Source organism: Desulfurella amilsii (assembly GCF_002119425.1).
GTDB classification, from domain to species: Bacteria; Campylobacterota_A; Desulfurellia; order Desulfurellales; family Desulfurellaceae; genus Desulfurella; species Desulfurella amilsii.
This window is the reverse complement of the sequence record NZ_MDSU01000011.1, coordinates 109211-133514: the sequence shown is the minus strand read 5'-3', so window position 1 is coordinate 133514 and position 24304 is coordinate 109211. Positions and strand designations below refer to the sequence as shown.

Annotated in this window: 20 protein-coding genes; 14 read left to right on the top strand and 6 right to left on the bottom strand. The window is 32.4% G+C overall.

The features are described from left to right. The coding region (locus DESAMIL20_RS02965) for an efflux RND transporter permease subunit (protein ID WP_143340229.1) at positions 1 to 2620 on the top strand (2620 nt) is incomplete at its 5' end. 4 nt (positions 2621 to 2624) lie between these two features. On the opposite strand, the gene DESAMIL20_RS02960 is transcribed toward DESAMIL20_RS02965, so the two are convergent. Next, positions 2625 to 3986, bottom strand: a complete 1362-nt coding sequence (locus DESAMIL20_RS02960) for a TolC family protein (protein WP_086033337.1) — start codon at positions 3984 to 3986, stop codon at positions 2625 to 2627. Between the two features lie 542 nt (positions 3987 to 4528). On the opposite strand from DESAMIL20_RS02960, the gene DESAMIL20_RS02955 reads away from it, so the two are divergent. Beyond that, positions 4529 to 5419, top strand: a complete 891-nt coding sequence (locus DESAMIL20_RS02955; RefSeq protein WP_158090492.1) for a cation diffusion facilitator family transporter — start codon at positions 4529 to 4531, stop codon at positions 5417 to 5419. Positions 5420 to 5633: 214 nt separating this feature from the next. Here the strand turns inward: DESAMIL20_RS02955 and DESAMIL20_RS02950 are convergent, their stop codons facing one another. Continuing rightward, positions 5634 to 6389 carry a class I SAM-dependent methyltransferase gene (locus DESAMIL20_RS02950; protein ID WP_086033335.1) on the bottom strand — a complete coding sequence of 252 codons (756 nt, stop codon included), beginning with the start codon at positions 6387 to 6389 and terminating at the stop codon, positions 5634 to 5636. 223 nt (positions 6390 to 6612) lie between these two features. On the opposite strand from DESAMIL20_RS02950, the gene lptB reads away from it, so the two are divergent. Genes lptB through mrdA form a run of 11 tightly spaced genes read left to right on the top strand, consistent with a single transcriptional unit; the run spans position 6613 to position 17694 of the window. Next, positions 6613 to 7323, top strand: coding sequence for an LPS export ABC transporter ATP-binding protein (lptB, locus tag DESAMIL20_RS02945; protein WP_086033334.1), 711 nt, complete (start codon positions 6613 to 6615; stop codon positions 7321 to 7323). Positions 7324 to 7325: 2 nt separating this feature from the next. Continuing rightward, on the top strand, positions 7326 to 8621 hold the full coding sequence (locus DESAMIL20_RS02940; protein ID WP_086033333.1) for an RNA polymerase factor sigma-54: 1296 nt from the start codon (positions 7326 to 7328) through the stop codon (positions 8619 to 8621). After that, positions 8614 to 10473, top strand: a complete 1860-nt coding sequence (locus DESAMIL20_RS02935) for a ribonuclease R family protein (RefSeq protein WP_086033332.1) — start codon at positions 8614 to 8616, stop codon at positions 10471 to 10473. The genes DESAMIL20_RS02940 and DESAMIL20_RS02935 overlap by 8 nt, the downstream gene beginning before the upstream one ends. A 15-nt stretch (positions 10474 to 10488) precedes the next feature. After that, positions 10489 to 10728, top strand: a complete 240-nt coding sequence (locus tag DESAMIL20_RS02930; protein WP_086033331.1) for a DUF370 domain-containing protein — start codon at positions 10489 to 10491, stop codon at positions 10726 to 10728. Positions 10729 to 10731: 3 nt separating this feature from the next. Continuing rightward, positions 10732 to 11325 (top strand): guanylate kinase, encoded by a 594-nt coding sequence (locus DESAMIL20_RS02925; RefSeq protein ID WP_086033330.1) that lies wholly within the window; start codon positions 10732 to 10734, stop codon positions 11323 to 11325. Next, a complete protein-coding gene (rpoZ, locus tag DESAMIL20_RS02920) occupies positions 11325 to 11522 on the top strand; it encodes a DNA-directed RNA polymerase subunit omega (RefSeq protein ID WP_086033329.1) in 198 nt (65 codons plus the stop codon). Before DESAMIL20_RS02925 ends, rpoZ begins: the two co-directional genes overlap by 1 nt. Continuing rightward, on the top strand, positions 11507 to 13690 hold the full coding sequence (locus tag DESAMIL20_RS02915) for a RelA/SpoT family protein (protein ID WP_086033328.1): 2184 nt from the start codon (positions 11507 to 11509) through the stop codon (positions 13688 to 13690). Before rpoZ ends, DESAMIL20_RS02915 begins: the two co-directional genes overlap by 16 nt. Further along, positions 13683 to 14726 (top strand): rod shape-determining protein, encoded by a 1044-nt coding sequence (locus DESAMIL20_RS02910; protein ID WP_086033327.1) that lies wholly within the window; start codon positions 13683 to 13685, stop codon positions 14724 to 14726. Before DESAMIL20_RS02915 ends, DESAMIL20_RS02910 begins: the two co-directional genes overlap by 8 nt. Beyond that, complete coding sequence (gene mreC / locus DESAMIL20_RS02905; RefSeq protein WP_086033326.1) at positions 14723 to 15472, top strand: rod shape-determining protein MreC; 750 nt, start codon at positions 14723 to 14725, stop codon at positions 15470 to 15472. Before DESAMIL20_RS02910 ends, mreC begins: the two co-directional genes overlap by 4 nt. Position 15473: 1 nt before the next feature. After that, the gene (locus DESAMIL20_RS02900; RefSeq protein ID WP_086033325.1) at positions 15474 to 15920 is read left to right on the top strand and encodes a hypothetical protein; all 447 of its coding nucleotides are present in this window, start codon (positions 15474 to 15476) and stop codon (positions 15918 to 15920) included. Further along, positions 15904 to 17694 (top strand): penicillin-binding protein 2, encoded by a 1791-nt coding sequence (mrdA, locus tag DESAMIL20_RS02895; RefSeq protein WP_086033324.1) that lies wholly within the window; start codon positions 15904 to 15906, stop codon positions 17692 to 17694. The genes DESAMIL20_RS02900 and mrdA overlap by 17 nt, the downstream gene beginning before the upstream one ends. Here mrdA and DESAMIL20_RS02890 read toward each other — a convergent pair whose 3' ends face one another. From DESAMIL20_RS02890 to secA, 4 genes are all read right to left on the bottom strand, one after another. Further along, positions 17695 to 18798: a hypothetical protein gene (locus DESAMIL20_RS02890; protein ID WP_086033323.1), complete on the bottom strand. Its 1104-nt coding sequence runs from the start codon at positions 18796 to 18798 to the stop codon at positions 17695 to 17697. It abuts the gene before it with no gap. Next, positions 18795 to 19976: an aminotransferase class I/II-fold pyridoxal phosphate-dependent enzyme gene (locus tag DESAMIL20_RS02885; protein WP_086033322.1), complete on the bottom strand. Its 1182-nt coding sequence runs from the start codon at positions 19974 to 19976 to the stop codon at positions 18795 to 18797. Before DESAMIL20_RS02885 ends, DESAMIL20_RS02890 begins: the two co-directional genes overlap by 4 nt. A gap of 12 nt (positions 19977 to 19988) precedes the next feature. Beyond that, positions 19989 to 20231: an MGMT family protein gene (locus DESAMIL20_RS02880; protein WP_204218554.1), complete on the bottom strand. Its 243-nt coding sequence runs from the start codon at positions 20229 to 20231 to the stop codon at positions 19989 to 19991. A gap of 169 nt (positions 20232 to 20400) precedes the next feature. Next, entirely contained in the window at positions 20401 to 22782 is a 2382-nt protein-coding gene (gene secA / locus DESAMIL20_RS02875; RefSeq protein WP_086033321.1) for a preprotein translocase subunit SecA, read from the bottom strand. Positions 22783 to 23047: 265 nt separating this feature from the next. On the opposite strand from secA, the gene DESAMIL20_RS02870 reads away from it, so the two are divergent. Continuing rightward, positions 23048 to 24301, top strand: coding sequence for an amino acid ABC transporter substrate-binding protein (locus DESAMIL20_RS02870; RefSeq protein WP_086033320.1), 1254 nt, complete (start codon positions 23048 to 23050; stop codon positions 24299 to 24301). Positions 24302 to 24304 lie beyond the last annotated feature (3 nt).

Genomic DNA, 24304 nt, shown 5'->3' with positions numbered 1-24304 from the left:
GCTTGTTTCAAACAAAATTGACAGTGCAAACATGATGAACTACTACTATTTTCAGGCAAAACCTATGCTGCTTGGTATAAATGGTGTTTATAAAGTAGAAGAAACTTCACGTGGTTGGCCTGAGATTAATATAGCTCTCAATCCTCAAAAATTACTACAGTATAGAATATCACCCCAAGAAGTCATAAATTCTCTTGTTTTAAATGAAGGACCATTTTTTTCTGGGGTAATAAACTATTTCAATCAACAATTAACCTTGTCAACCACAAAAATGCCAAACAACATTAAAGACTTATCCAATTTTACAATATCTGTGAAATCGGAAAACTCCCAATACATTCCATTGACATTAAGTAGTATTGCCAGTATAAAAAGTCAAAACCCACCTCTAATAAAAGATGCGAAAGTATCTGGGTATAAGCACGCTTTAATAATGGACATACTTTCACAAAGTAAGGCTAATGAAGTAAAAGTATCAAAAGAACTTCAAAAAGTTGTTGAAACAATTAAAGAGAGGCTGCCTTCTACTATAAACCTAATAAAGATTTATGATTTAAGTGACTTGATTAAAAGTAATCTAAACGATGTATGGATTGCGCTTATTATTGGCAGTATCATTGCTTTGGTTGTTGTAATGCTATTTATTGGAAGAATAGATGGTGCTTTTAGCGTATTTATAGTGGTGCCGCTTTCTTTGTCTTTAACTTTTATTGCACTATACCTGCTGGGCTTTGGGTTAAACATAATGACATTAGGGGGAATTTGCGCTTCAATTGGTGCAATGATAGACCATGCAATAGTTATTATCGAGCGTGGCTTACAAGGTATAACTGGCGATATACAAGATAGAATGACAGGTGTTTTTAAAAGGCTCAAGGATATATTGTTGCCTATGAGCTTAGCTACGATTACATCAACTGTTGTGTTTATACCGCTCATTTTTTTGCCTGGCACACTGGGCTTACTATTTAAACACATGGCTATTGCTATAATAATAGCCCTTATTTCTTCACAATTTATTGCTTTAACATTTACACCAATACTATCTATAATGCTTGCGTATCGCAAAACAAAAAATTCTAACAAAACAAAAAATAGACATCTTTATTTTATGTTTAGCCACACATTAATTTTTTTTATGAGAAGACCATGGATATCTATCATTGTTCTTTTTATAGTAGCTACAATAGGTTATATTAGTTTTAAAAATCTTCCTACCGCTTTTTTGCCTAAGTGGGATGAAGGCTTAATTTCTGTGCCATTTAGAACACCGGTTGGAAGCAGCGTTAAGACTACAACAAAAGTAGGTGAATTTCTAATGAATGAGGCCTCTAAAAATCCAAATGTTAAAAGGGTTTCTTTAATGGTCGGCAGAGGCTTTGGAAACTCTTTTTCCACACCAAACAAAGCTATAATGATGATTGTATTAAAAGAAAACAGAAAAGAAAGCACTCAAAAAGTAATGTTAGAGTTAGACAAAAAGTTTAAAACTCTTGCACCAAATCTCATATCACTAAATTCATCGCAGGTTATGGTAAATAGACTAGGTGATTTATCAGGCTCACACGCTCCTTTAGAGGTTTTTCTCTTTGGTAGCAACCCTGATCAATTATTTAAAGAAGGACAAAAAATTTACAAAATATTGTCAAAAAATAAAGATTTTGAGGCTGTTACATACAAATCTCCATCGGCTGGGCCAGAAATAGAGTTTAATCCATCATACTTTGCTACAATAAATAATATGAACTCAAAAAATATATCTGACACCATTAAACTTTACTTTTGGGGCGAAAATGCGGGGTACTTATTAAAAGGTGAACAATTATTTCCAATAAGAATAACGCTTCAAAACAAACCACAAACAACAAAAGAGCTTGAATCTTTAGATATAATACACAACGATAAACCTATGAGTTTAAATATGCTATCAAATATCAACGTAAAAACCAGCGTTCCGTATATTACACATCAAAATTTGGTGCCTTATTCTTACATTTGGTTAAAACCATATGCTCATGTAGGTTTAACTACAGCAGCAAGTAGTATTGAAAATATTATAAAACATATGAATTTGCCACATGATATTAGCTATTCTATTGGTGGTTATTATAAACAACAGACAAAAAGTTTTCAAAATATGTATCTAATTTTAACAATTGCACTTTTTATTTTACTGATACTGTTTGGTTTTCAATTTTCGAGTCAAAAATGCGCAATAGCTGCAATAATAGCTATTAGTTCTACCGCAAGTTTTTCTTTATTATCACTGTTGGTAACAAAAGTAGACCTTGACAGTACAGCCTTTTTGGGCATACTGCTTGTTTTTGCAATTGCAGTAAACAACATTATATTGATATTTTCACGATCAAGGCAATTAAATAGCAAACACAGCCACAAAAGTGTGGCACTTGCTACACGAAGCAGACTAAAACCGATTATTATGACAATGAGCGCTGATATTGTTGGATTTTTACCCTTGGCTATCGGTATAGGCAGAGGTACAGACCTACTACAACCCTTAGCAATTGCTACTATAGGGGGATTGATTTTTGGTGCATTTGCTTCTCTCATACTTGCCCCTTCTTTATTTAGTTTATTTAGCATTGTAAAGAAAAAATAAAAAACTAATCAATTATGTTTAGATTTTCACCACTGGAAACTTCAAGCGCAATGAGGTTATTATACAAGTTTTGTTGTAGTTCAAACAATATTAGTCTCTGATTTAAAAGATTGATTTTATAATTGTAATAAGGTAACAATCCTATGTTTCCGCTTTTAAATACTTCTTTATAGACAGCTTCTTTTGACTGTAGCTCTTTAAAATACCTGTTAATAGCTGCGTACGTTTGATTAATATTTTTCACATTGAACATGGCTTTGTTTATATCAGTCTGGGCATCTTTTATCCTATTTATGTATTCATAGTATATTTTTTTACCCGATATTTGAGCATATTTTATTGGACCTTGATTTTGGTTAAATATAGGAAAACTTATACTTACGCCAAAACCTATTGTATGAACATTTGAAGTATCACGCACAAAAGGAAAACTCACGCTAATTGGCATAAATGCAGAAAAAGAAAGCAGCCTTAATTTTTCCTCGTTGCTTTCATAAGCAAGTTTAAGCGCAATCAAATCAAGTCTGTTTTTGACGTTGTTTAACAATTGTGCTTCTTCTTTAAAGTTTTGAAGTGGTTTAAATTTTAATCTTGTATTTATAGGTAATGTGTAATTGTATGGCAGTCCCAACAGTTTATAAATGGCGCTTTTTGAATCGTTTAACAATTTTTCATTGGCTTGGACTTCAAGCTCTGATTGTTGCAACTGACTTTGAACATTCAATATTACTGATTGGTCTATTAAGCCTTCTTTGTAAGCTTTGTATATGTGGTCGTATTTTTCTTGATCTAAATGTTCAATTTCTTTATATAAATCCAGTTTATTTGATAGTATTATAAAATTTAGCGCAAGTAGCTTTGCATATTCATAAGTCTGCCACTCATCCCACTTAAGCTGTAATTTTTTTGATTCAAATTCTAATTGGGCAATTTTAACTTTAGTATTCCTTTGAATTATTGAGCCAATATCAAAAGACGGCGATATACCATATTCAATATATGGATTTGTTAAAGTTCCAGATATTGGTTTTGAAATGCTAAAGCTTATCTGTGGATTTGGTAAAAGTTTTGATTGTTCTAAATTTACTTCAGCTAAATTTAAATCATATCTGTCTATCTTAAGATTTGGGTTTAATATAACAGCTAATTCTGCTATGTTTGATGGCGAAAGCTCCTTATTGAATTGCGATTTTGGTATTAAAGAATTATTTGTTTTACTAAATTGTTTAATTAGTTCATCCAAAGGCTCAACTTGCATGGATTTATTGATATTTATGCTATTTAGCGCCAATGGCTTATTTGTAGCGCAGCTTGATAAACCAATGGCAACCATTCCAATAAGTATGATTGATAAAATATTCTTCATCCCTAAACCTCAAGAAATGATATTAGCACAAACAAACAAGTCTTGCAAAAACAAGTGGTCTATTGCCAAGAGTTTTGTGTGAATTCACAAAATCTATTCGAATTAGGTAAATTAGATGCAAATCTACTTATAAGCTAAGTAATTTTCCATCTTTAGACAATAAAAAGTTATCGAGCGGCTTTGAGACATGAGATAGAAAAGCATTTTTCATGTTTAAAAAGCTCTAGTCTACGTGGAAAAAAGGGGACAGGCTACTTTTATAGGTAAAAAATGGCAAGCAAGAATTAAAAAAGTATTTGGCTTGGAACCAACCATAAAGCGAAATGGAAGACCAAAAAAGAAATAGAAGATAGAATAAAGTAGCCTGTCCCCTTTTTCAGACATCAATAAAGGTCAGACATAGCTTCTTGGCATCAATAGATCAGCCTTGTATTAGAAATTTGACTTGACAAAGAGGGATAAGTGTAATAGTTTCTTTTCTTTACAAAAAAACTTTTTTATGGTTAAATAAAAATATAAAGTAAATATTTGTTGGAGGATTTGTGCACCAGCATAGTTCTAATGATAACAAAAATATAATCGCAGTAATATTTATTAATTTCTTTGTTAGTTGTTTTGAAATTTTAGGGGGCTATTTATCTGGTAGTTTATTATTGATTAGTGACGCGCTGCATAATTTAAGTGATTCTGTATCCATAGTTATTAGCTACATCGCTATAGTATTGGCCCATAAAAAAACGAATCAAAAATACACTTTTGGTTATAAACGAGCTGAAATTTTGGCCGCTTTTATAAATTCTGGTATTTTAATTTTAATTACATTATACATTTCTTTCGAAGCTATTCTGAGATTCATATCGCCAAATAAAATTGTACCCATAACAATGCTAATTTTTGCTATAATTAGTTTTTTTGGTAACATATTAAGCACTATAATTTTACATTCGAAATCAAAACATAGTTTTAATATAAAATCAACTTATTTACATATGTTAAGTGATGCACTAGCTTCTTTCGCTGTAATCGTTAGTGCACTTTTAATACTATATTTTAAGTTTTACGCGATAGACTCAATTTTAACAATTATTATAGCTATTTATATACTAAGAGAAGCTATTCAATTGCTTATTAAGTCAACAAAAATTCTTATGGAAAGCTCTCCTGATACTTTAAATTTAGAGGAAATTAAAATGGCTATCGAGTCAATTGATAACGTTAAAAATGTGCACCATGTTCATATGTGGTCCGTCTCAGGCAATGATATTTTTTTAGAAATTCATATAGAACTTAATGACATGTTGTTAAGTCAAACGGAAATTATAAAACAAAAAGTATATAATATATTAAAAGAAAAAAAAATTAATCACATAAATATTCAATTTGAAACAAATTCATGTTTATCGAAATCAATATTGTGTGAAGATAAATTTTAGCATATAAATAAATTTCAGCGTACTGGCAATACTTACAATTTTGCAAAAAAACCGAAACTATAGTATTCTTCATGTGCACATCCAAGGTGTGTAAAATAAAAAATTATTTTTTGGAGATTTTTAGAAAATCTTTGAATAAAGTTTAGTTGACAAAAAAGCTAAAGAAACTTATACAGGAGAAGAAAGTAACAAATCTTGGTGACTTAAATGCCCTTTATAATTTTTTCGCAATTATCTCTATGTAGTATGTATCTATAAATGTTTGACTAAATTGATAAAATGATTTTGAGTTTTCTGAAAGGTTATTTAACAATTCAAAGATTTTTTGTCTATTATCATTGTTAGTTCCCATTCTGTCAAACCATTCTGGCAATTTATACTGTCTTTTTAGAAGATCAATATTTTTAATCTCTAGTGGCAAATCTTTAAGTAGTTTAATCCATTGTCTTTTAGATAAAGAGTAAACATGCGAGCTATCTCTTAAAGCTTCTAAACGATTAATTACCATTTCTGTTTCATCGCCGTCAATAACAGAACAATCAAGAATATAGAATTTTGCTTCTGGTTTCAAAACCCTGCACATCTCTTTTAAAGTTTTTTGTACATTGTAAAAGTGATGTACTGCAAACCTACAGGCAACGATATCAAAAAAATTATCTCTAAATGGTAAATTGTGCACATCTGCTTCTAAAAACTCAATATTATCTACACTAGCTTGTTTTGATGCTATTTGAGCTTGCAACAACATCTCTTTGGTAATATCAATAGCAACTACATTGCTGTTTACTTTAGCAAAAGCAATAGCTGTATGACCAGCACCCGTTGCAATATCTAAAACAATGTCATTATGTTTGGGCTTTAAAAAATTAATCATTCTTTCCAAGTCATCTGAATTTGAGTGTGTTGAGCTTAATCTGTAATTTAAAGCTTTACTGCCAAAATTATTTTTTACTATGTCTTGATTTCCCATATTATCTCCTAATAACTAGCCGCATGGCTTGATTTTTAAGTAAATATACATGTGTGCCCTCAGCTTTGTCAAGAATTTTGTGTAAATGCACAAAACCCATTAATATTTATTGCAAAACGAACCTGGTACCTTTGCACTTTGGCATTGGCAAATACAAATAATGTATTTTACACTACCAACAAATGTATTTGAATTTAAAGCGCTTTAGTATATAATGTTAGCAATGATTGAGTGTAGAAACCTTGTTAAAAAATACAAAACAAAAATCGCTGTAAACAATATTAATCTAACAGCAAAAAAAAGTGAGATTGTGGGGCTTTTAGGTCCAAATGGTGCCGGAAAGACCACCACATTTTATATGATATCTGGTTTTATAAGGCCAAATAGTGGACAAATTTTTCTTGATAATCAAGACATTACAAAAATGCCCATACATAAGCGCTCAAAAATTGGCATCTCTTATCTACCGCAAGAGCCTTCTGTATTTACTGGGTTAGCAGTGGAGCAAAATATTTATTCTGTACTTGAATTTGTTGATACAAAAAATAAAAAAGAACGCTTAGAAGAGTTACTTGAAGAGTTTAACTTAACTAATATAAGGAAAACTAAAGCCTACGCAATAAGCGGCGGAGAGCGCAGGAGAGTTGAAGTTGCGCGAGCACTTGCAACAAATCCTAAGTTTTTACTTTTGGACGAGCCTTTTTCTGGTATTGATCCACTAATGGTGGAACAGCTAAAAAAAATGATTTTTGCTTTAAAAGAAAAAGGTCTAGGCGTAATCATTACAGACCATAATGTTAGAGAAACACTTGATATAGTAGATAAAGCCTATATACTATATGATGGTAAGGTGATTAAAGAAGGCACTAAGATGGATATTGTAAACGATGAGAGATTAGCTAAAATATATTTGGGCGAAACATTTAAACTATAATTATGGTAGAGCTAAGACATGAATTAAATATAAACTTGGGTCTTATTCTTACCCACCAACTTGATTTATCACTTAAGATTCTAAGCGCAAGCATGCTGGAGTTGCAAGAACAAATTGACGAGTTAGTTTTATTAAACCCATTAGTTGACATAGATAAAGACTACAGTATCGCTCCAAATAATTATTTTGAAAGTAAATTTAGAGAGTTAGAACAAAACTACAAAGTAAAGTTTGAAAGCGAAGAAGAATACGATGAACTGGATTTTATTGAAGAAGAAAAAACATTTGAGCAGATCTTGTTGGAAGATTTAATTTTATCTTACAACTTAAACCCACAAGAATTGGAAATCGCTGGAAACATTATCAATAATCTTGATGAAAAGGGTTATTTATCTAATTATGGGCCAGATGAAAAATTCGATTATGTAAGACACTTAATAATGGAATCAGACCCAATTGGTTGCGCAAGCAAAGATACACAAGAGTTTTTTCATTTTCAAAACAAGCTTTTCTATAAAAATGAACCTTACTTTGAAAACTTAAATAAATTTATTGAGGCTATTTTTACTTTTGGGCTTGATATGAGAAGTTTACAGAAGCAAAACTTCAGCAATCAACAGGTACAATTTTTTATAGATAAAATAAAAGCTTTCAAGCCTTATCCCTTATATGGCTATGCAAAGGCAAATAATGAGGATTTTGTATATTACGATATAGAAATAAAGCAAATTGGTAATGAGTTTATTCCTATTATAAACGATGAATTTTTAAATAAATTAATAGTAAATGAAACACTTATAAAACAGATTAAAGATGAAATTTTTCTAAAAGAGAAGCTTAAAGAAATAAAAATACTACACGATGCTCTAAATATGCGCCACCAAACTCTTTTAAAAATAGCCAATATTGTGGCGCGAAAGCAAAGATTGTTTTTTGAGAAAGGGCTACTTCAGCCGCTTTCTATGACGCAAATAGCTTTGCTTCTTGGCTATAGCGCATCTACAATAAGCAGGGCACTTTCAAACAAATATATTTTATTTAAATCAAAAATATATCCATTTAAAGTCTTTTTTTCAAACGAATCAAAAGAAGGCGTCTCAAAATATAGAATATTAGAGATAGTAAAATCTGCAATTACGCAAGAAAACGCCTCAAATCCATTGGATGATGAGTCGCTTAGACAAATCTTAATTAAACATAACATTCAGGTAACCAGGCGTGCCATTGTAAAATATCGCAAGGAACTAAAAATCCCAAAAGCAAAAGATAGGAAAGTGAATTTTTTTGAACATGTCTAAAAAACATAGAAATAAAAAGATTACTATAAAAGGCTTATTTAAAGTTAACAAAACTCACTATTCCATTATAACAGAGGAAAATACATATTCGGTAGAAAAAGATTTATTTGATTTTTCAGATAAATTTGCACAAGATGGTGATGAGGTTAAAGTGCTTTTTATTTGGGCTAGGCATCCGAAAGCAAAACTCTTAAGTGTAACAAAAAGACACAATAAGTATGTGGTTGGCTATGTAAAGAAAATCAATTCTTCGTACTTTTTTGTACCACTAAAAACAAAATTTTTAATAAAATTATCAGGCAAAGTAAACGAAGAAAGCTTAGTAAAAGCTCAAATCATACAGCTAAAAAATACCGAAGTTGCTAAAGTTATCCAAACATACTCTAACTCATCTGAAAACGACGAGGCGATTATAATTGCCAAATACAACCTGCCAACAGAATTTAATTCAGAAGTTGGATGTGAGTTACAATCCATAAATGAGCCAAGTAAGGAAGATTTTGTAGACAGAAGTGACTTTAGGAACTTAAGCACACTAACAATTGATGGCGCTGATGCTAAAGATTTTGACGATGCTATAGATATCGAGTTTTTAAACGACGGTTATAGACTCTACGTACACATTGCTGATGTAAGCTATTATGCCAAAGATAATAGCGCAATTGAAAAAAGCGCTCTTGATCGAGGATTTAGCGTATATTTTCCTCAAAGCAATATACCCATGCTACCAAGAAAACTATCAGACGATATCTGCTCGCTTGTGCCAGGCAAAGACAGACTTGCATTTACAGTAATTTTAGATTTTGATAAAAAGGGAAATCGAAAGGCTTTTAAATTTACAAAAAGCATTATAAGAAACAAAAATCGATTGACATACGATTTTGTCGAAGATTGCCTAAATGGCAAAGTTGATTGTGATGAAAATTTAAAATCGTACTTGCACAAAATGAAAATTTTGGCAAAAATTTTAAGCGCAAGGAGATTTTTAAAAGGCAGCCTTGAGTTAGATATTAAAGAACCAGTCTTTATAATAGAAAATAATGAGGTAGTTAATATAGTACAAAGACCAAAAATATTTGCTTACGAAATAATAGAAGAATTTATGCTTGCTGCAAATAAAGCAGTTGCAGATTATCTAAAAAATAAAAAAAAGCTTTTTTTACACAGAATTCATGAAAAACCACAAACCACCAAACTAATGAATTTGGTTTCACAGCTAAAAGAAATGGATTATATATTTCCAAAAAAAACAAACGCAAAAAAAATACAAAAATTTATTCAATCAATAGACGCAACCAAAAGGGGCATTGTATCAAAATTAATCTTAAGAAGTTTAGAAAGGGCAGAGTACTCCTTGGAAGACATTGGCCACTTTGCACTCGGTTTTGAAAATTACACACACTTCACATCACCTATTAGACGCTTCCCCGATTTGATCATACATAAAATACTTTCCCGCACGTTACTTAACATGAAGGAGTATCCCTATAAAAAACTTGAAAGCATAGTAAAGCAAGTTCAAAAGAGAGAACTTGTCACAGAAGCTGCCGAATACTTTGCAAAAGACATTGAACAGGCAAGGTTTGTTGGTAAATACATAGGTAAAACCTTCAACGGCACCATTGTTTCTATGATAGGAAGCGGAGTGTTTGTTGAGCTAAAAGAGATATTTGCAGAAGGTTTTTTGCCATATAGTGCGCTAAAAGATGATTTCTACACATTTTTTGAGCAAAAACAAATGATTATTGGAAGAAAAACAAGAAAAGTTTATAGGTTGGGCGACTTTATCAAGGTAAAACCTACGAAGGTGGATATCTATGAAGGAAAAATTGATCTAGAATTAGAGAATTAGCCTAAAGGAGCGAATATGAAAATTTGCGTTAACATTGGCTTTGGCAGTATTGTAAACAAAGAGCGCGTAATTGCAATATTAAGTCCCGACTCTACACCTATTAAAAAACTAAAGGATGAGTTCAAAAATACGGGCAAGATTATTGATGCTACAAAAGGTAAAAAAACGCGTGCCATATTGATAACAGACTCAGGACATATTATAATGTCTGCAATAGCGCCCCAAACATTGGCAGAGCGCATAAATGAGACCTAAGTTATGATCATTATTATTTCAAGCCCAAGTGGCGTGGGTAAGACAACAATAGCAAAAAACCTCGAAAAATCAAATTTTGAGCGTATTGTTACATATACTTCAAGACCAAAACGTCCAATTGAAATAGAAAGCGTTGATTATTACTTTATAGGAAAAGAAAAGTTTGATGAATTTATAAAAAAAGATTTTTTTGCTGAGTTTTCTTATGTCCACGATAACTACTATGGTATATCGAAAGAGTCCCTTCAGTCAAACTCTAAACACAAAATACTTACCATAGATATCCAAGGGGCTGCTAAAATAAAAAAAATTATGCCATCTGTTGTGACAATTTTCTTATTGCCACCTTCTTTTGAAGAGTGGATGAGAAGAATCAGTAAAACGCAAAGAAACAATTTTGATATTCGGTTAAAAAATGCTATAAAAGAGTTAGATGAGGTATGGAATTTTGAATATGCTATTGTAAATTATTCAATAGAGAAAACAGTTCAACAAATTCGAACTATTGTATCTTGCGAAGAAGCAAAATGCAAAAAAGATATAGAAAATTTAATAAATGAGTTGGAAATTAATATAAAAAAGCGAAAGGAGGAATAATGGAAACAACTGTTGAGCTTGTACACAAAGCATTAGAGCACATTGAAAGCAAATACGCCTTAGTAAAAGTAGCAGCTATTAGGACGCATGCGCTATATAGGGGAGATAAACCACTTATAAATGTTAAACCCAATATGCATAAAAATACTGTAATAGCACTAAAAGAAATAGCACAAGGCTTTTGGAGTATAAAATAGAACCAGATATTGAGATCGCATATAAAGATTTAAAAAAGAGCATAAGGGACGCTTTAATAAAGCAAAAAAAAAGCAACTTCGATTTTGATCTAATAGATAAAGCTTTTACATTTGCTTATGAAAAACATAAAACACAAAAACGTGCATCTAAAGAAAGCTATATTATCCACCCCGTTAACACAGCAAAGATTATAACGAGATTGCTTTTGGATGAAAATACAATAGCCGCTGCGCTTTTGCATGATGTTTTGGAAGACACACAAACGAAAGAAGAGGAAATAGAAAGCAATTTTGGTCCCGATGTATTAAAGCTTGTAAAAGCACTTACAAAAATTGAGTCTTTGCAGTATAAAAGTGCAGAGCAAAAACAAGCAGATAACTTTAGAAAACTTCTAGTTTCAATAGCAAATGATCTTAGAGTCATCCTTATAAAATTAGCCGACAGGCTTCATAATATGCGCACTATTGTCTATTTAAACGAAGAAAAAAGAAAAAGAATAGCGAAAGAAACGCTAGATATCTATGCGCCAATGGCTCACAGACTGGGTATATACTGGCTAAAAAGTGAGCTTGAAGATAGAAGCTTTGAGATCATTGACTACAAAACCTACAATAAAATAAAATCTTATCTAGAAAACCTTTTAGAAAAAAAAGAAGAATATATAAGATTTATAGAAAATTCTTTAAAAGAAGATTTATTACAAAACAACATTCAGTGCGAAGTTAATGGCCGCATAAAGCATATATACAGTATATATACAAAAATGCAGAGAAAAAATGTTGACCTTGATAGTATTTATGACTTTGTAGCTTTTAGAATTATTACAGAAACAGAGAAAGACTGCTACAATGCGCTAGGTGTGGTACATAAAATATACAAACCTCTGCTAAATCGCTTTAAAGATTATATTGCACTGCCAAAGCAAAATATGTACCAATCGCTACATACAACCGTATTTGGGCCAGGAGATGTTGTGCTTGAAATTCAAATTAGAACACAAAAAATGCATGAAATAAACGAAGAGGGTCTTGCAGCTCACTGGCGCTATAAAGAAGGTAAAAAGTTCAATTTGAATGACAAAATGTTTGTATGGCTTAAAAAACTACTTGAAAATACACAAAACGAAAGTTCTCAAGAATTTTTAAGGGATATGAAAACAGACCTAGAGAGTGGAGAAATATACGTTTTTACACCTGCTGGAGATTTAAAAGTACTGCCAAGAGGTGCAACTTGCGTTGACTTTGCATATGAAATTCATACAAAAATTGGTGATATGTGCACAGGCGCAAAAGTAAACAATAAAATGGTGCCCTTAAGGCATGAATTGCAAAGCGGTGATATAGTAGAAATATTAACAAGTCCTTCTCATAAACCATCAAGGGATTGGCTTTCTTTTGTAAAAACATCTAAGGCTAGAAATAAAATTAAGCAAAGTGTAAGAGAAATAGAAAAACAAGAAATGATTGTCATAGGTAAAAACTTATTATCAAAAGAATTACTCAGACACAATATCACGCTTGCCCCTTATCTTAAATCTAAAGCTTTTAAAGATAGCCTTTCTAGTTTGGGTTTGTCGAAAGAAGATGATTTGTTTGAAAATATAGGGCTTAAAAAAATAAATCCTCAAAGTCTTATAAACTCATTAGAGCCTCAAAAAGATACAAAGAAAAGAGAAATTGACACTCAAGTAAAATCTGGGTTCGTTATTGCTATTGACGGAAGCAGCAACTTTGATATAAAATTAGCAAAGTGCTGTAGCCCTGTTGCTGGAGATGATATTATTGGCTATATTTCAAAAAATGGTGTTATTATGATACATAGGATTGATTGTGAAAATATTGCAAGGATTGGCTATAATTCAGAGCGCCTCATTAAAGCTCAGTGGCAAGAATCAAAAAAGAAAGTTAAAACTATTCTTACCGTGTATGCAAAAGATACACTTGGTTTGATATCAAAGATTTCGTCTGCAATAGCAAATTTAAATATAAATATAACGGATTTTAAAATGAAAAAACAAACAGATCGAGATATTTTTTTGCTTGAAATAGAAGTATCAAACATCAATGAAATAAATGAGTGCGTAAGCGTTTTATCCAAAGAACCCAGCATTATAAAAGTTGAACGTGGTCTAAAAAAAGATTTTCAAAGAGGAGAACAAAATGACTAGTTTGTTTGGTAAACTTATCAATTACTTTTCAAATGATATAGCTATTGATTTAGGAACGGCAAACACAGTTGTATATGCAAATGGCAAAGGCATAATACTAAATGAACCAAGCGTCGTAGCGGTAAAAAGAGAGCCCAACGGCGCAGAAAAAGTGTTAGCAGTTGGAAAAGAAGCAAAAGAAATGGTTGGTAGAACGCCAGGGAATATTACAGCTATAAGACCTATGAAAGATGGTGTAATTGCTGATTTTGAAATAGCAGAGAGAATGATAAGATATTTTATAAAAAAATCAAAAAATTCAAGAACTATTTTTAAACCAAGGATTATAATAGCAGTGCCTCACGGCATTACTCAAGTGGAAAAAAAAGCTGTAAAAGATGCAGCAAACGATGCGGGTGCAAGGGAAGTCTATTTAATTGAAGAACCAATGAGTGCAGCCATTGGCGCAGAGCTTCCTGTACAAGAAGCAATTGGCTCTATGATAGTAGATATTGGTGGTGGCACAACAGAAGTAGCTGTAATATCGCTTGGGGGTATTGTAAACAGTGTGTCTATAAAATGCGGCGGTGATAAGCTGGATACAGCCATAGCAAGTTATATAAAGAAAAAATACTCTGTTTTAATTGGAGAATCAAGCGCAGAAAATATTAAAATAAACTATGGCAGTGCGTACCCACAAGAAAATGACAGTCAAAAAATATCCATTAAAGGCGTTGATTTGATTACCGGTATACCTACTTCAATTGAAATTACTGTAGAGGAAATTCGTGAAGCAACCAAAGAACCTATTTCATTAATTGTTAATGCTGTAAAAGAAGCTCTAGAGCAAACGCCGCCAGAACTTGCAAGTGATATTGTAGATAGTGGCATTATACTAACAGGTGGTGGATCACAAATTAAAGGCTTGGATATTTTAATCTCAAAAGAAACAGGCTTGTCTGTAAAAGTTTTTGACCAACCACTTTTAGCCGTTGTGTTGGGAGCTGGCAAAGTACTTGAAAACCTTGATTTTTTAAGTGAAGTTACTATTGAATGAAAAAACTTCTCGTATATGCTATATTAGCAGCAATTTTATCATTAGTAAACCACTATACAAATTTTGATTTTTTTGTTTCAAGGGGCATTTTATATATAGCAGACCCTATTGAAACTAGCGGATTTTATACTTTAGATTCCATTGCAAATATTGTAAAAAACTATATAGCCTTACAAAATGCACAAACAGAAAATTTCCGCTTAAAAAGCAAAGTAAATAAATTAACACTAGAAAATAAAATGTTACAAGCAAAACTACATAACCTAAATGTCTTGGCCAATTCTCACTTAATTAAATGCCCTTTTGTTTTTAAAGATTTTTCTAACATAAATTATATATATATAAAATCCAATGCTCCAGCAAAAGATATACTAAACAAAACCGTTGTATCTCAAAAACTTAATATAGTTGGAACAGTGGAATCAAAAGTGGGTAATTTATACAAAGTTAAAACTGTATTTAACAGCAATTTCGTAGCAGATTGTTTTATTATAAATAATGGCAAATATTTCAGAGGTATTTTTAAAGGCTCGCTAAATGAACCAAAGATAGAATTTTTAAATACGCAAAGTTTTATACAAAAAAATAATTTAGTGGTAACATCTGGCTTGATAGGTAACATGCCTCCTAACATTAATGTAGGCACAATTGAAAAAATTTATGAGGTAAGAGGCTTTTATAAGATTGCACTTGTTAAAATTGACAAAACTTTTTTAAATGATAGTTTTGTTTATGTGGTAAATTAAGTTGAAATATTTAATTTTTGTAATTATTTTGCTTATTGCTGTTGCATTTTCGATATTCAGTAGCTATATATTTTTTATACCATACGAGGCTTTTTCTTTTTTAATAATCACTATAATAGCTATATCCAACAGTACTCATCTTAATTCAAACAGCCCTAATAAATTCTATTTTGTGGCTTTTTTAGCAGGATTTTTATTAGATTGTATGCAGCAGGCGGGTTTTTTTTACAATGCCTTTGCGTTTGTTTTTATAGTATTTCTTAACGATCTTTCAAAAAGAGTATTTGGCTCTAAATTTATCTTTGCGCTTTTATTGTTGATTGGCACATATGATAACTTAGTATCAAAAGTACCTTTTTTTGTTTCGCTTTTGAATGTCTTGTTGTTGTATTTCTTTTATTCCATAGTTCAAAGTCTTATGCAAATAAATTATGCCAAGAAAGATTGATATTCCCGTATCAAAAAATTTCAATACGGCAAAAAACTACATTAAGTTTATTTTGCTTATAACCACCTTGATTATTATCGGCAGATTATTTTATTTACAGGTTATAAATTATAATCTATACAACGAAATGGCAAAAAATAACTGCCTGCGCCTAATTGGCATAAGGCCAGCCCGTGGTGAAATTTTAACATCTGATAATTATATTATTGCGTCTAACGAGCCTTCATTTACTTTATATTTCACAAGAAATATAAAGACTGACCCAAAAGAAATAGATCTTTTATCTAAGATTCTCGAAAAACCTAAAGAAAAAATTGAGAAAAAAATCGACTCTATCAGCTATTTTTCAACTCAAGTGCTAGCCAACAATATAAGCCATAACCAGGTGTTTGAGGTATTATCTCATAAAGATATACTAAAAAATGTCGATGTTGAAATTGAGCCAAAAAGGGTTTACTTAGGAAACCCATATATCTATGCACCTGTTGTTGGCTATATACAAGAAGCTAATGAAGAAAATATAAAAAAGGGAGCACCTACTGGTTCTTATGTTGGGCAAATGGGTATTGAAAAATTATTTAATAAGCAGCTTGAAGGCACATGGGGTTATAAGGAAGTGGAACGCAATGTGTCTGGTACAACAGTTAAAATACTTGGCCAACAAAATCCTAAAAAAGGTGAAAATATACGTTTAACTATAAATTATAAAGCTCAGCAGATAGCATATGATGCGCTTGGGAACTATAAGGGAGCCGTTGTTATTCTAAGAAACAACGGAGATGTGTTGGCACTTGTAAGCAAGCCTTCTTTTAACTCTAACGATTTTGTGAATGGTATTTTAGAGCAAGAATGGCAACAGCTAGAAAAAGGAGATAAAATATCCTTGTTTAATAGAGCTGTTCAAGGCGCATATCCACCAGGTTCTACAATAAAACCTTTTTTAATTTTTGCAGCCCTACAAAAAGGCATAATAACGCCAGATACCTATCTGTATTGTCCTTACGAAATAAAAATTGGCTCGTATACTTTTAAAGATTGGAAAGCCGGTGGTTTTGGCAAAATTAACTTATACACGGCTTTAGCTGGCTCATCAGATGTCTTTATGTACCAAATAGGCATGAAACTAGGCATGAAAACAATTGACGAATACTTACAGAAATTTGGGTTTGGTGAAAGTGTAGGTTTATTTGGATATGAATCAAAAGGCATTATTGCTTCTCCGCAGTACAAGTACAAAATATTTCACACACCATGGTATTTGGGGGATACTATAACAAGCGCTATAGGGCAAGCTTATACGCTATTTACACCCCTACAACTTGCCGTAGGTTTTTCTATCATAGCAAACGAGGGCGTTGCTTATAAACCACGCTTAAGTTATATAGAGCCCAAAACGCTACTATACGATATAAAAAATGCTAAAAAAGATTTTGAGATAATAAAAAACGCTCTTGAGCTAACCGTATCAAGCCCTATTGGTACAGCACACAACGCATACATACCAAATTTAACTATTTGTGGGAAAACAGGCACAGCACAGGTTGTTACAAGTAAACAACTGGATAATTTGCTCGTACAGAACAATTGGGATCTAAATAAAATCAGAAAATACCTACCTCAAGCATGGTTTGCATCATTTGCACCAAAACATAATCCACAAATTATAATGGTTGTTTTTTTGGAACATGGCTATGACAGCCATTATGCAGCAGCTGTATCAAAAAAGATTTATGAAGGGTTATTAAAAGAGCATATAATAGAGCCAAATAAATAATTAGAGGTTTTTTTCATAAATACGGTAGGTTTTATAATGTTCTGAATTCATTGAGGTAATAGCTTTGTTAATTTTATCATTGTCTTCAAGTGTCCAGGAAAGTTCTCCACCTTTGCCGTTTCTTTTTTCAACTACTTCAAAACTTTTTATATATAAAAGCAAATCTATGCCCAACTTTCTATATTCTGGTATGATTCCAAGCGTAATCAGTCTATAATTGTCAATTTTTGGTATAGTAGAAATTATAGAAACAAAGCTTAAAGGCGTAATTGAGCCTTTTGCTTTTTTTAGTATGTAATTAAAATCCGGTATAACGGCAGAGTATGCGCAAGGTATGCCATCTTTTTCAGCAATAATTACAAGTTCAGAGCTCACTAAATTTTTCATATCTTTTGACAAATAAAAAAATTCTTCTTTTGTAGGGGGCACAAAACCCCAATTATCAGCCCAAGCCTTACAATAAATATCCCACAGAATTTCCAGATCTCTTTCAAAGTATTTTTTTGAAAGACTTCTTAAAGTAACATTGTATTTTTTTACTATCTTTTTGCTCAATTCTATGTATTTTGAGTTAGGTTTGTTTGCTACAGATAAGTAAAAAGCAAACAAGTCTTGCACTTTTTTGAACCCATAATTTTCGATCAAGTCGACATAATATTTAGGGTTATACGGCATCATGTAAACGGGTTCTTGAAAATAGCCTTTGTATAAACACCCGCATGTGTGATTCAGTGAAGGGTTTGCAGGCCCTCTTATCGATTTCAAGTCATTTTGATTTAAATATTCGCTTGCACTATCAAATAAACTCTTTGCTACCTCATAATCGTTTATACATTCAAAAAAACCAAAAAAGCCAACTTTATCCCTGTGATAGTCGTTGTGCCATTTGTTAACAACCGCGGCTATTCTTCCAAGCGTTTGACCATCTTTCTTATACAAAAATAATTTTATTTTAGCATTTTTATAGAATGGATTTTTGGGATCAAACAATTTTTTTTCTTCAAAACGCAAAGGCGCAACCCAGAATTTGTCTTTTTTATATAAAGAAAACGGAAAATCTATAAACTCCTTTTTTAAACTATCACTATTAGCTTCTACAATCATATAACACCCAGGTGCTTTCCTACTTTTGTAATTTTTTCTAAAGCAAAATCAATTTGATCAAATGTATGTGTAGCCATTAAACTCAAGCGTATAAGTGCCTTATTTTTAGGCACAGCAGGAGAAACTACGGGATTAACAAAAATGCCCTCTTCAAAAAGCATTTTTCTGTACTGCAAAACTTTCATATCATCCCCTACAAGCACCGGTATTATTGGCGTACAACTTTGAAAAGTATCAAAACCAACACTTTTTAATCCATCTCTCATGTGATTTGTGTTTGCCCATAATTTTCCTATCAGTTCTGGCTCATTTTGCATAATCTCAAGGCTTGCAAGCACTGCAGCACATGATGCAGGTGTTATGCTTGCAGAAAAGATTAAACTACGCGCAAAGTGCTTTAAATAATCTATTACATAAGTATCGGCTGCAATAAAACCACCTAAAGAAGCAAATGATTTGCTAAATGTGCCCATTATAATATCGGTCTTTTCAATTAAATTAAAATGACTTGCAGTACCAGAGCCATTTTTACCAATCACACCAAATGCGTGCGCATCGTCTACCATAACACGTGCATTGTAGCGCTTTTTTAAATTAATAATCTCTGGCAAATTAGCAATATCACCGTCCATACTGTATACGCCGTCAATCACAATAAGTTTACCTGCATTTATATCGATAGATTGAAGAACTTTTTCTAAAGATTGCATATCATTGTGAAAAAAGCGTTTTACTTCACCAAATGATAATTTTGTACCATCTACTATGCTTGCGTGATCGGATTTGTCAATTATTACATAATCATCTTTCCCCACAAGGCCCGCAATAGCACCTAAATTTGCTTGAAAACCTGTTGAAAAAAGCACAGCTTTTTCTTTTTTTGTAAATTTTGCAAGCTTTTCTTCAAGTTCTATATGAATATCCAATGTCCCATTTAAAAAACGAGAGCCGGCACACCCTGTGCCATACTTTTTTATTGCGTCGATCGCTGCCTGTTTTACCTTTGGATGCACTGTTAAACCTAAATAACTATTAGAACCAAGCATTAATATTTTTTTGCCATTAATAATCACTTCTGTGCCTTGCTCGCTTGAAATTGGTTGAAAATAAGGGTAAAGACCAGCTTGTTCTATTTCTTTATAAGCTACAAAATTTATACATTTATCAAATAATTCCATCCTGCAAACTCCTTAAAAATTTTTTTCGAAATCCAATAACTCTTTTTTAAGCTCAATAGAAAATTGATATCCTCCGATCGAATTTTTTGCAACAACCCTATGGCATGGCACGACGTATACAAAAGGATTTATTTTCATAAAATAAGCAATTTTTCTTTGGTGAAAACCAAGCCTTTCACCTAATTCTTTATAAGTAATCACTCCGCTAACATGCCTTAAGTAGTTATACAGTATTTTTTGTTCATCACTTAGCATCTCCCAGTTTAGCAAATTATAATCAAAAAATGACAAATTCCTCTTTTTAAATACCATAGAAAACATTTTTTGTAAAGAACTCTGTTCATATATAGTATTCTTGTCAACGAAAGCAATCCTATCTATCTTTTTTTCAATCGTAAGTATTAAATCTTTTGAAAAAGGTGTTTTAATTATCGAAAACAATTTTTAAATGGAATAGAGTTGATAAACTATCTTCTTTAAGATTGTTTATCATATCCTCAAACATCTCAAAAGAAGCTTTTTTGTATTCAACTAAAGGATCCCTTTGTCCATATCCCCTAAGCCCAATGGACTCTCGTAGAGCATCCATGTTCTTTAAATGCTCTCTCCATGCAGAATCCAAAACCTGCAGTAATACGTTTTTTTCAAGTTCTCTCATCTGATCTTGCAGTATATCCTCTTTTTCTTTATACGCTGTAAGAACAAGGTTTCTTAATTGTTCCAATATCTTTTCTCTATCATTTTCATTTTCGTCAAGCTCAATTTCTAAATTAAAAATTTGCTTAAATTTTAGCTTTAGTGCTTTTAAATCAATAAGGCTTTCCAAATAACTATCCACCATTGAACTTATCACGTCATCTATAAAATCTAAAATCGTGTCTTTAATGCTTTCGCTTTCAAGAATTTCTTTTCTTTGCCTATAAATTACGCTTCTTTGAGTATTAGCTACATTATCGTAATCAAGTAGGTGTTTTCTAATATCAAAGTTATATTCTTCAACTTTCTTCTGGGCATTTTCAACAGCCCTTGTAACAAATTTATTTTCTATAGCTTCACCTTCTTGTATACCGAGCTTATCCATTATAACTTGAATGCGCTCTGAGCCAAAAATTCGCAGCAAATCATCTTCCAAAGATAAGAAGAATCTCGACTCTCCAGGATCACCTTGCCTGCCAGACCTACCCCTTAGCTGATTGTCAACCCTTCTTGATTCATGACGCTCTGTGCCAAGTATAAATAGTCCTCCAAGCTTAGCTACTTCATCATCAATTTTAATATCAACACCACGACCAGCCATATTTGTAGCAATTGTTGATGCCTTTTTTTTGCCAGCCTGAGCAATAATTTCTGCTTCCTTCTCATGATGTTTTGCGTTTAATACCATATGCGGTATACGCATCTTGGTAAGAGTCTTGTGCAACTCTTCTGATTTTTCCACACTTGTTGTGCCAATGAGTACGGGCTGACCTTTTTCGTAGCGTGCTTTAATTTCATTTGCTATAGCATTAATCTTTTCTTTGTGTGTTTTAAATATTAAATCTTGCCTATTTACCCTTACCATTGGTTTATTTGTAGGAATAACCACAACATCTAAATTATAGATTTCTTTGAATTCTCTGCTTTCAGTATCGGCTGTCCCTGTCATACCGCAGAGTTTTTCATACATTCTGTAGTAGTTTTGGAATGTAATGGTGGCAAGTGTTTGCGATTCTTCCTGAATTTTGACCTTTTCTTTTGCCTCAATGCTCTGATGCAGCCCATCTGAGTAGCGTCTATCCGGCATCATTCTGCCTGTAAACTCATCGATTATGATTACTTTTGCATCTTTTACTATGTAGTCTCTGTCCTTTAAAAACAATGTATGTGCTTTCAATGATTGGTTTACAATGTGTATGGTTTCTATGTTTTTGGTGTCGTATAGGTTTTCTATGCGTAAAAGTTTTTGAATTTTTTCTACACCTTTGTCAGTTAGAACAGCTGTTTTTAATTTTTCATCAACCTCGTAATCATCTTTTGTAAGCTGACTAATAGCTTTGTCAACTTCATAGTAAACCTTTGTGGGTGTACCGCTTGGGCCTGATATTATAAGGGGGGTTCTTGCCTCGTCTATCAAAATTGAGTCCACTTCGTCAATTATAGCATAGTAAAACCCTCGCTGCACCCACTCATCTTTTGAATATGCCATATTGTCTCTTAAATAATCAAACCCAAACTCGCTATTTACACCATACGTAACATCGGCTAAGTAAGCTTCCCTTCTTTCGCAAGGCACTAAGCTCGTTTTAAATGTTTTTTCATCTTCAAATTCAACTAAATACGATTTATTTTCTTGCTGTATAACGCCCACATTTAGACCTAAAAATTTATATATAGGTCCCATCCACAAAGCATCTCTTTTTGCTAAGTAGTCATTTACGGTTATCAAATGCATATTTTTTTTAGTTAGCGCATTTAATGCAATAGGCAATGTCGAAACAAGCGTTTTGCCCTCGCCTGTTTTCATCTCGGCTATTTTGCCCTGATGCAATACTACACCGCCTATCAACTGCACATTAAAATGCCTCATAGACAAAGTCCTATTTGCAACTTCCCTTGTAATAGCAAATGAGTCTACCAATAAATCGTCCAGATTTTTGCCGCTTTCATAATCAATTTGAAGTTTTTTGTATGCTTCTTTGAGGTGCTCATTACTCATAGCTTTGTATGTGGGTTCTTTTTCATTGATATTTAAAACAAATGGCTCAATGCTTTTTAATGTTCTTTCATTTTGCGTGCCAAACATTTTTTTCAAAAAACTACCTATCATCTAATCTCCTAATTACTATCAAATTTTGATTCTTATAAAGAAAATTTAACAATATTCTTCTCATTTAGCATAGCTTTTTTGCTTTTTAAAGCTATCAAGCTACTTTTGAGTATAAACTAAAATCAAGAAAAATCAAGATACTTTGTAAATCTCACATATTACTAAAAAAATTTTAACTTATCATTAAAAAATAATTTAATTATTATTGACAAAATGTAATAAATAGTTAAAATGTAAATTGTTAAACAAAAAGGAGGTGCGGGTTATGAAAAAGCTGTTTGTATTTTTGATGGTTATTGTCTTTGCCATGCTTACAACAAAAGCTTTTGCAAGAGACAGTATTTTGATTGGTTTTACAACATCTCTAACAGGCAAACTTAACGCGGAGTCAAAAGCTCAACTGCAAGGTCTTCAAATGTGGGCCAATAATGTTAACAAAAACGGCGGTATTTATGTAAAGTCTTTAGGCAAAAAACTACCTGTTTCACTTAAATATTACGATGATGAAAGTAACAAAGAGCGCGTTCAGCAACTTTATGTAAGGTTAATAAACAATGACAAGGTTGACTTTTTAATTAGCCCATACAGCTCAGACCTAACAGCCACAGCGGCGATTATTGCTCAACAATACGGCAAAATCATTATAAGCACAGGTGCTGCAGCAGACGATATATTTGCTAAAGGTTTTTCTGTGGTATATCAGATGTACACACCTGCTTCAAGATACCTAACAGGCGCTTTAGATATGCTTAAAAAGCACGATCCAAAAGCTAAAAAGGTTGCAATTATTTACGAACAAAGCGAATTTGCAAAAGCAGTTTGCGATGCAGCAAAAGCTTATGCACAAAAAAATGGCTTTAATGTTGTGATGTTTGAAGCCTACACGCCAAACACAACAGACTTTAGCGCATTTTTAAATAAAATGTCTTCATCAAAGCCCGATGCTTTGATTGGTGGAGGTCATTTTGCCGATGGCGAGACACTTGCAAAGCAAGTTTATGAGCAAAAAATCCCACTAAAATTAATATCTCTAATTGTTGCACCTGCCGTACCTAAATTTAAAGAAATAGGTGAAGCTGCACTTTATGTAACTGCTCCTTCCCAGTGGGAACCAGAGGTTAGCTATTCACAAGAAAATGCTAAAAAATTAAAGCTGTCTTACTATGGTCCAAGCGTTAAATGGTTTACAGACACATATATAAACACCTACCACCAAGAGCCAGGCTATCATGCGGCAGGTGGCTTTGCTTCAGCTCTTGTAATACAAAAAGCCATTGAAGAGACAGGTACTTTGGATTCTAATAAGATAAAACAAGCACTTGATAGAATGAACATCGTAACATTCTACGGTCAGATAAAATTTGCCCAAGGTAAATACCATGGTTTGCAAATTGGCCACGAAATGGTTTATCTGCAATGGCTAAAATCTGATAATAAATTAGTAAAAGAAATTGTATGGCCTACGCTTGCGGCTAACGCAAAACTTGTATTCCCATACAGCACTAAATTTAAAAAGTAAATT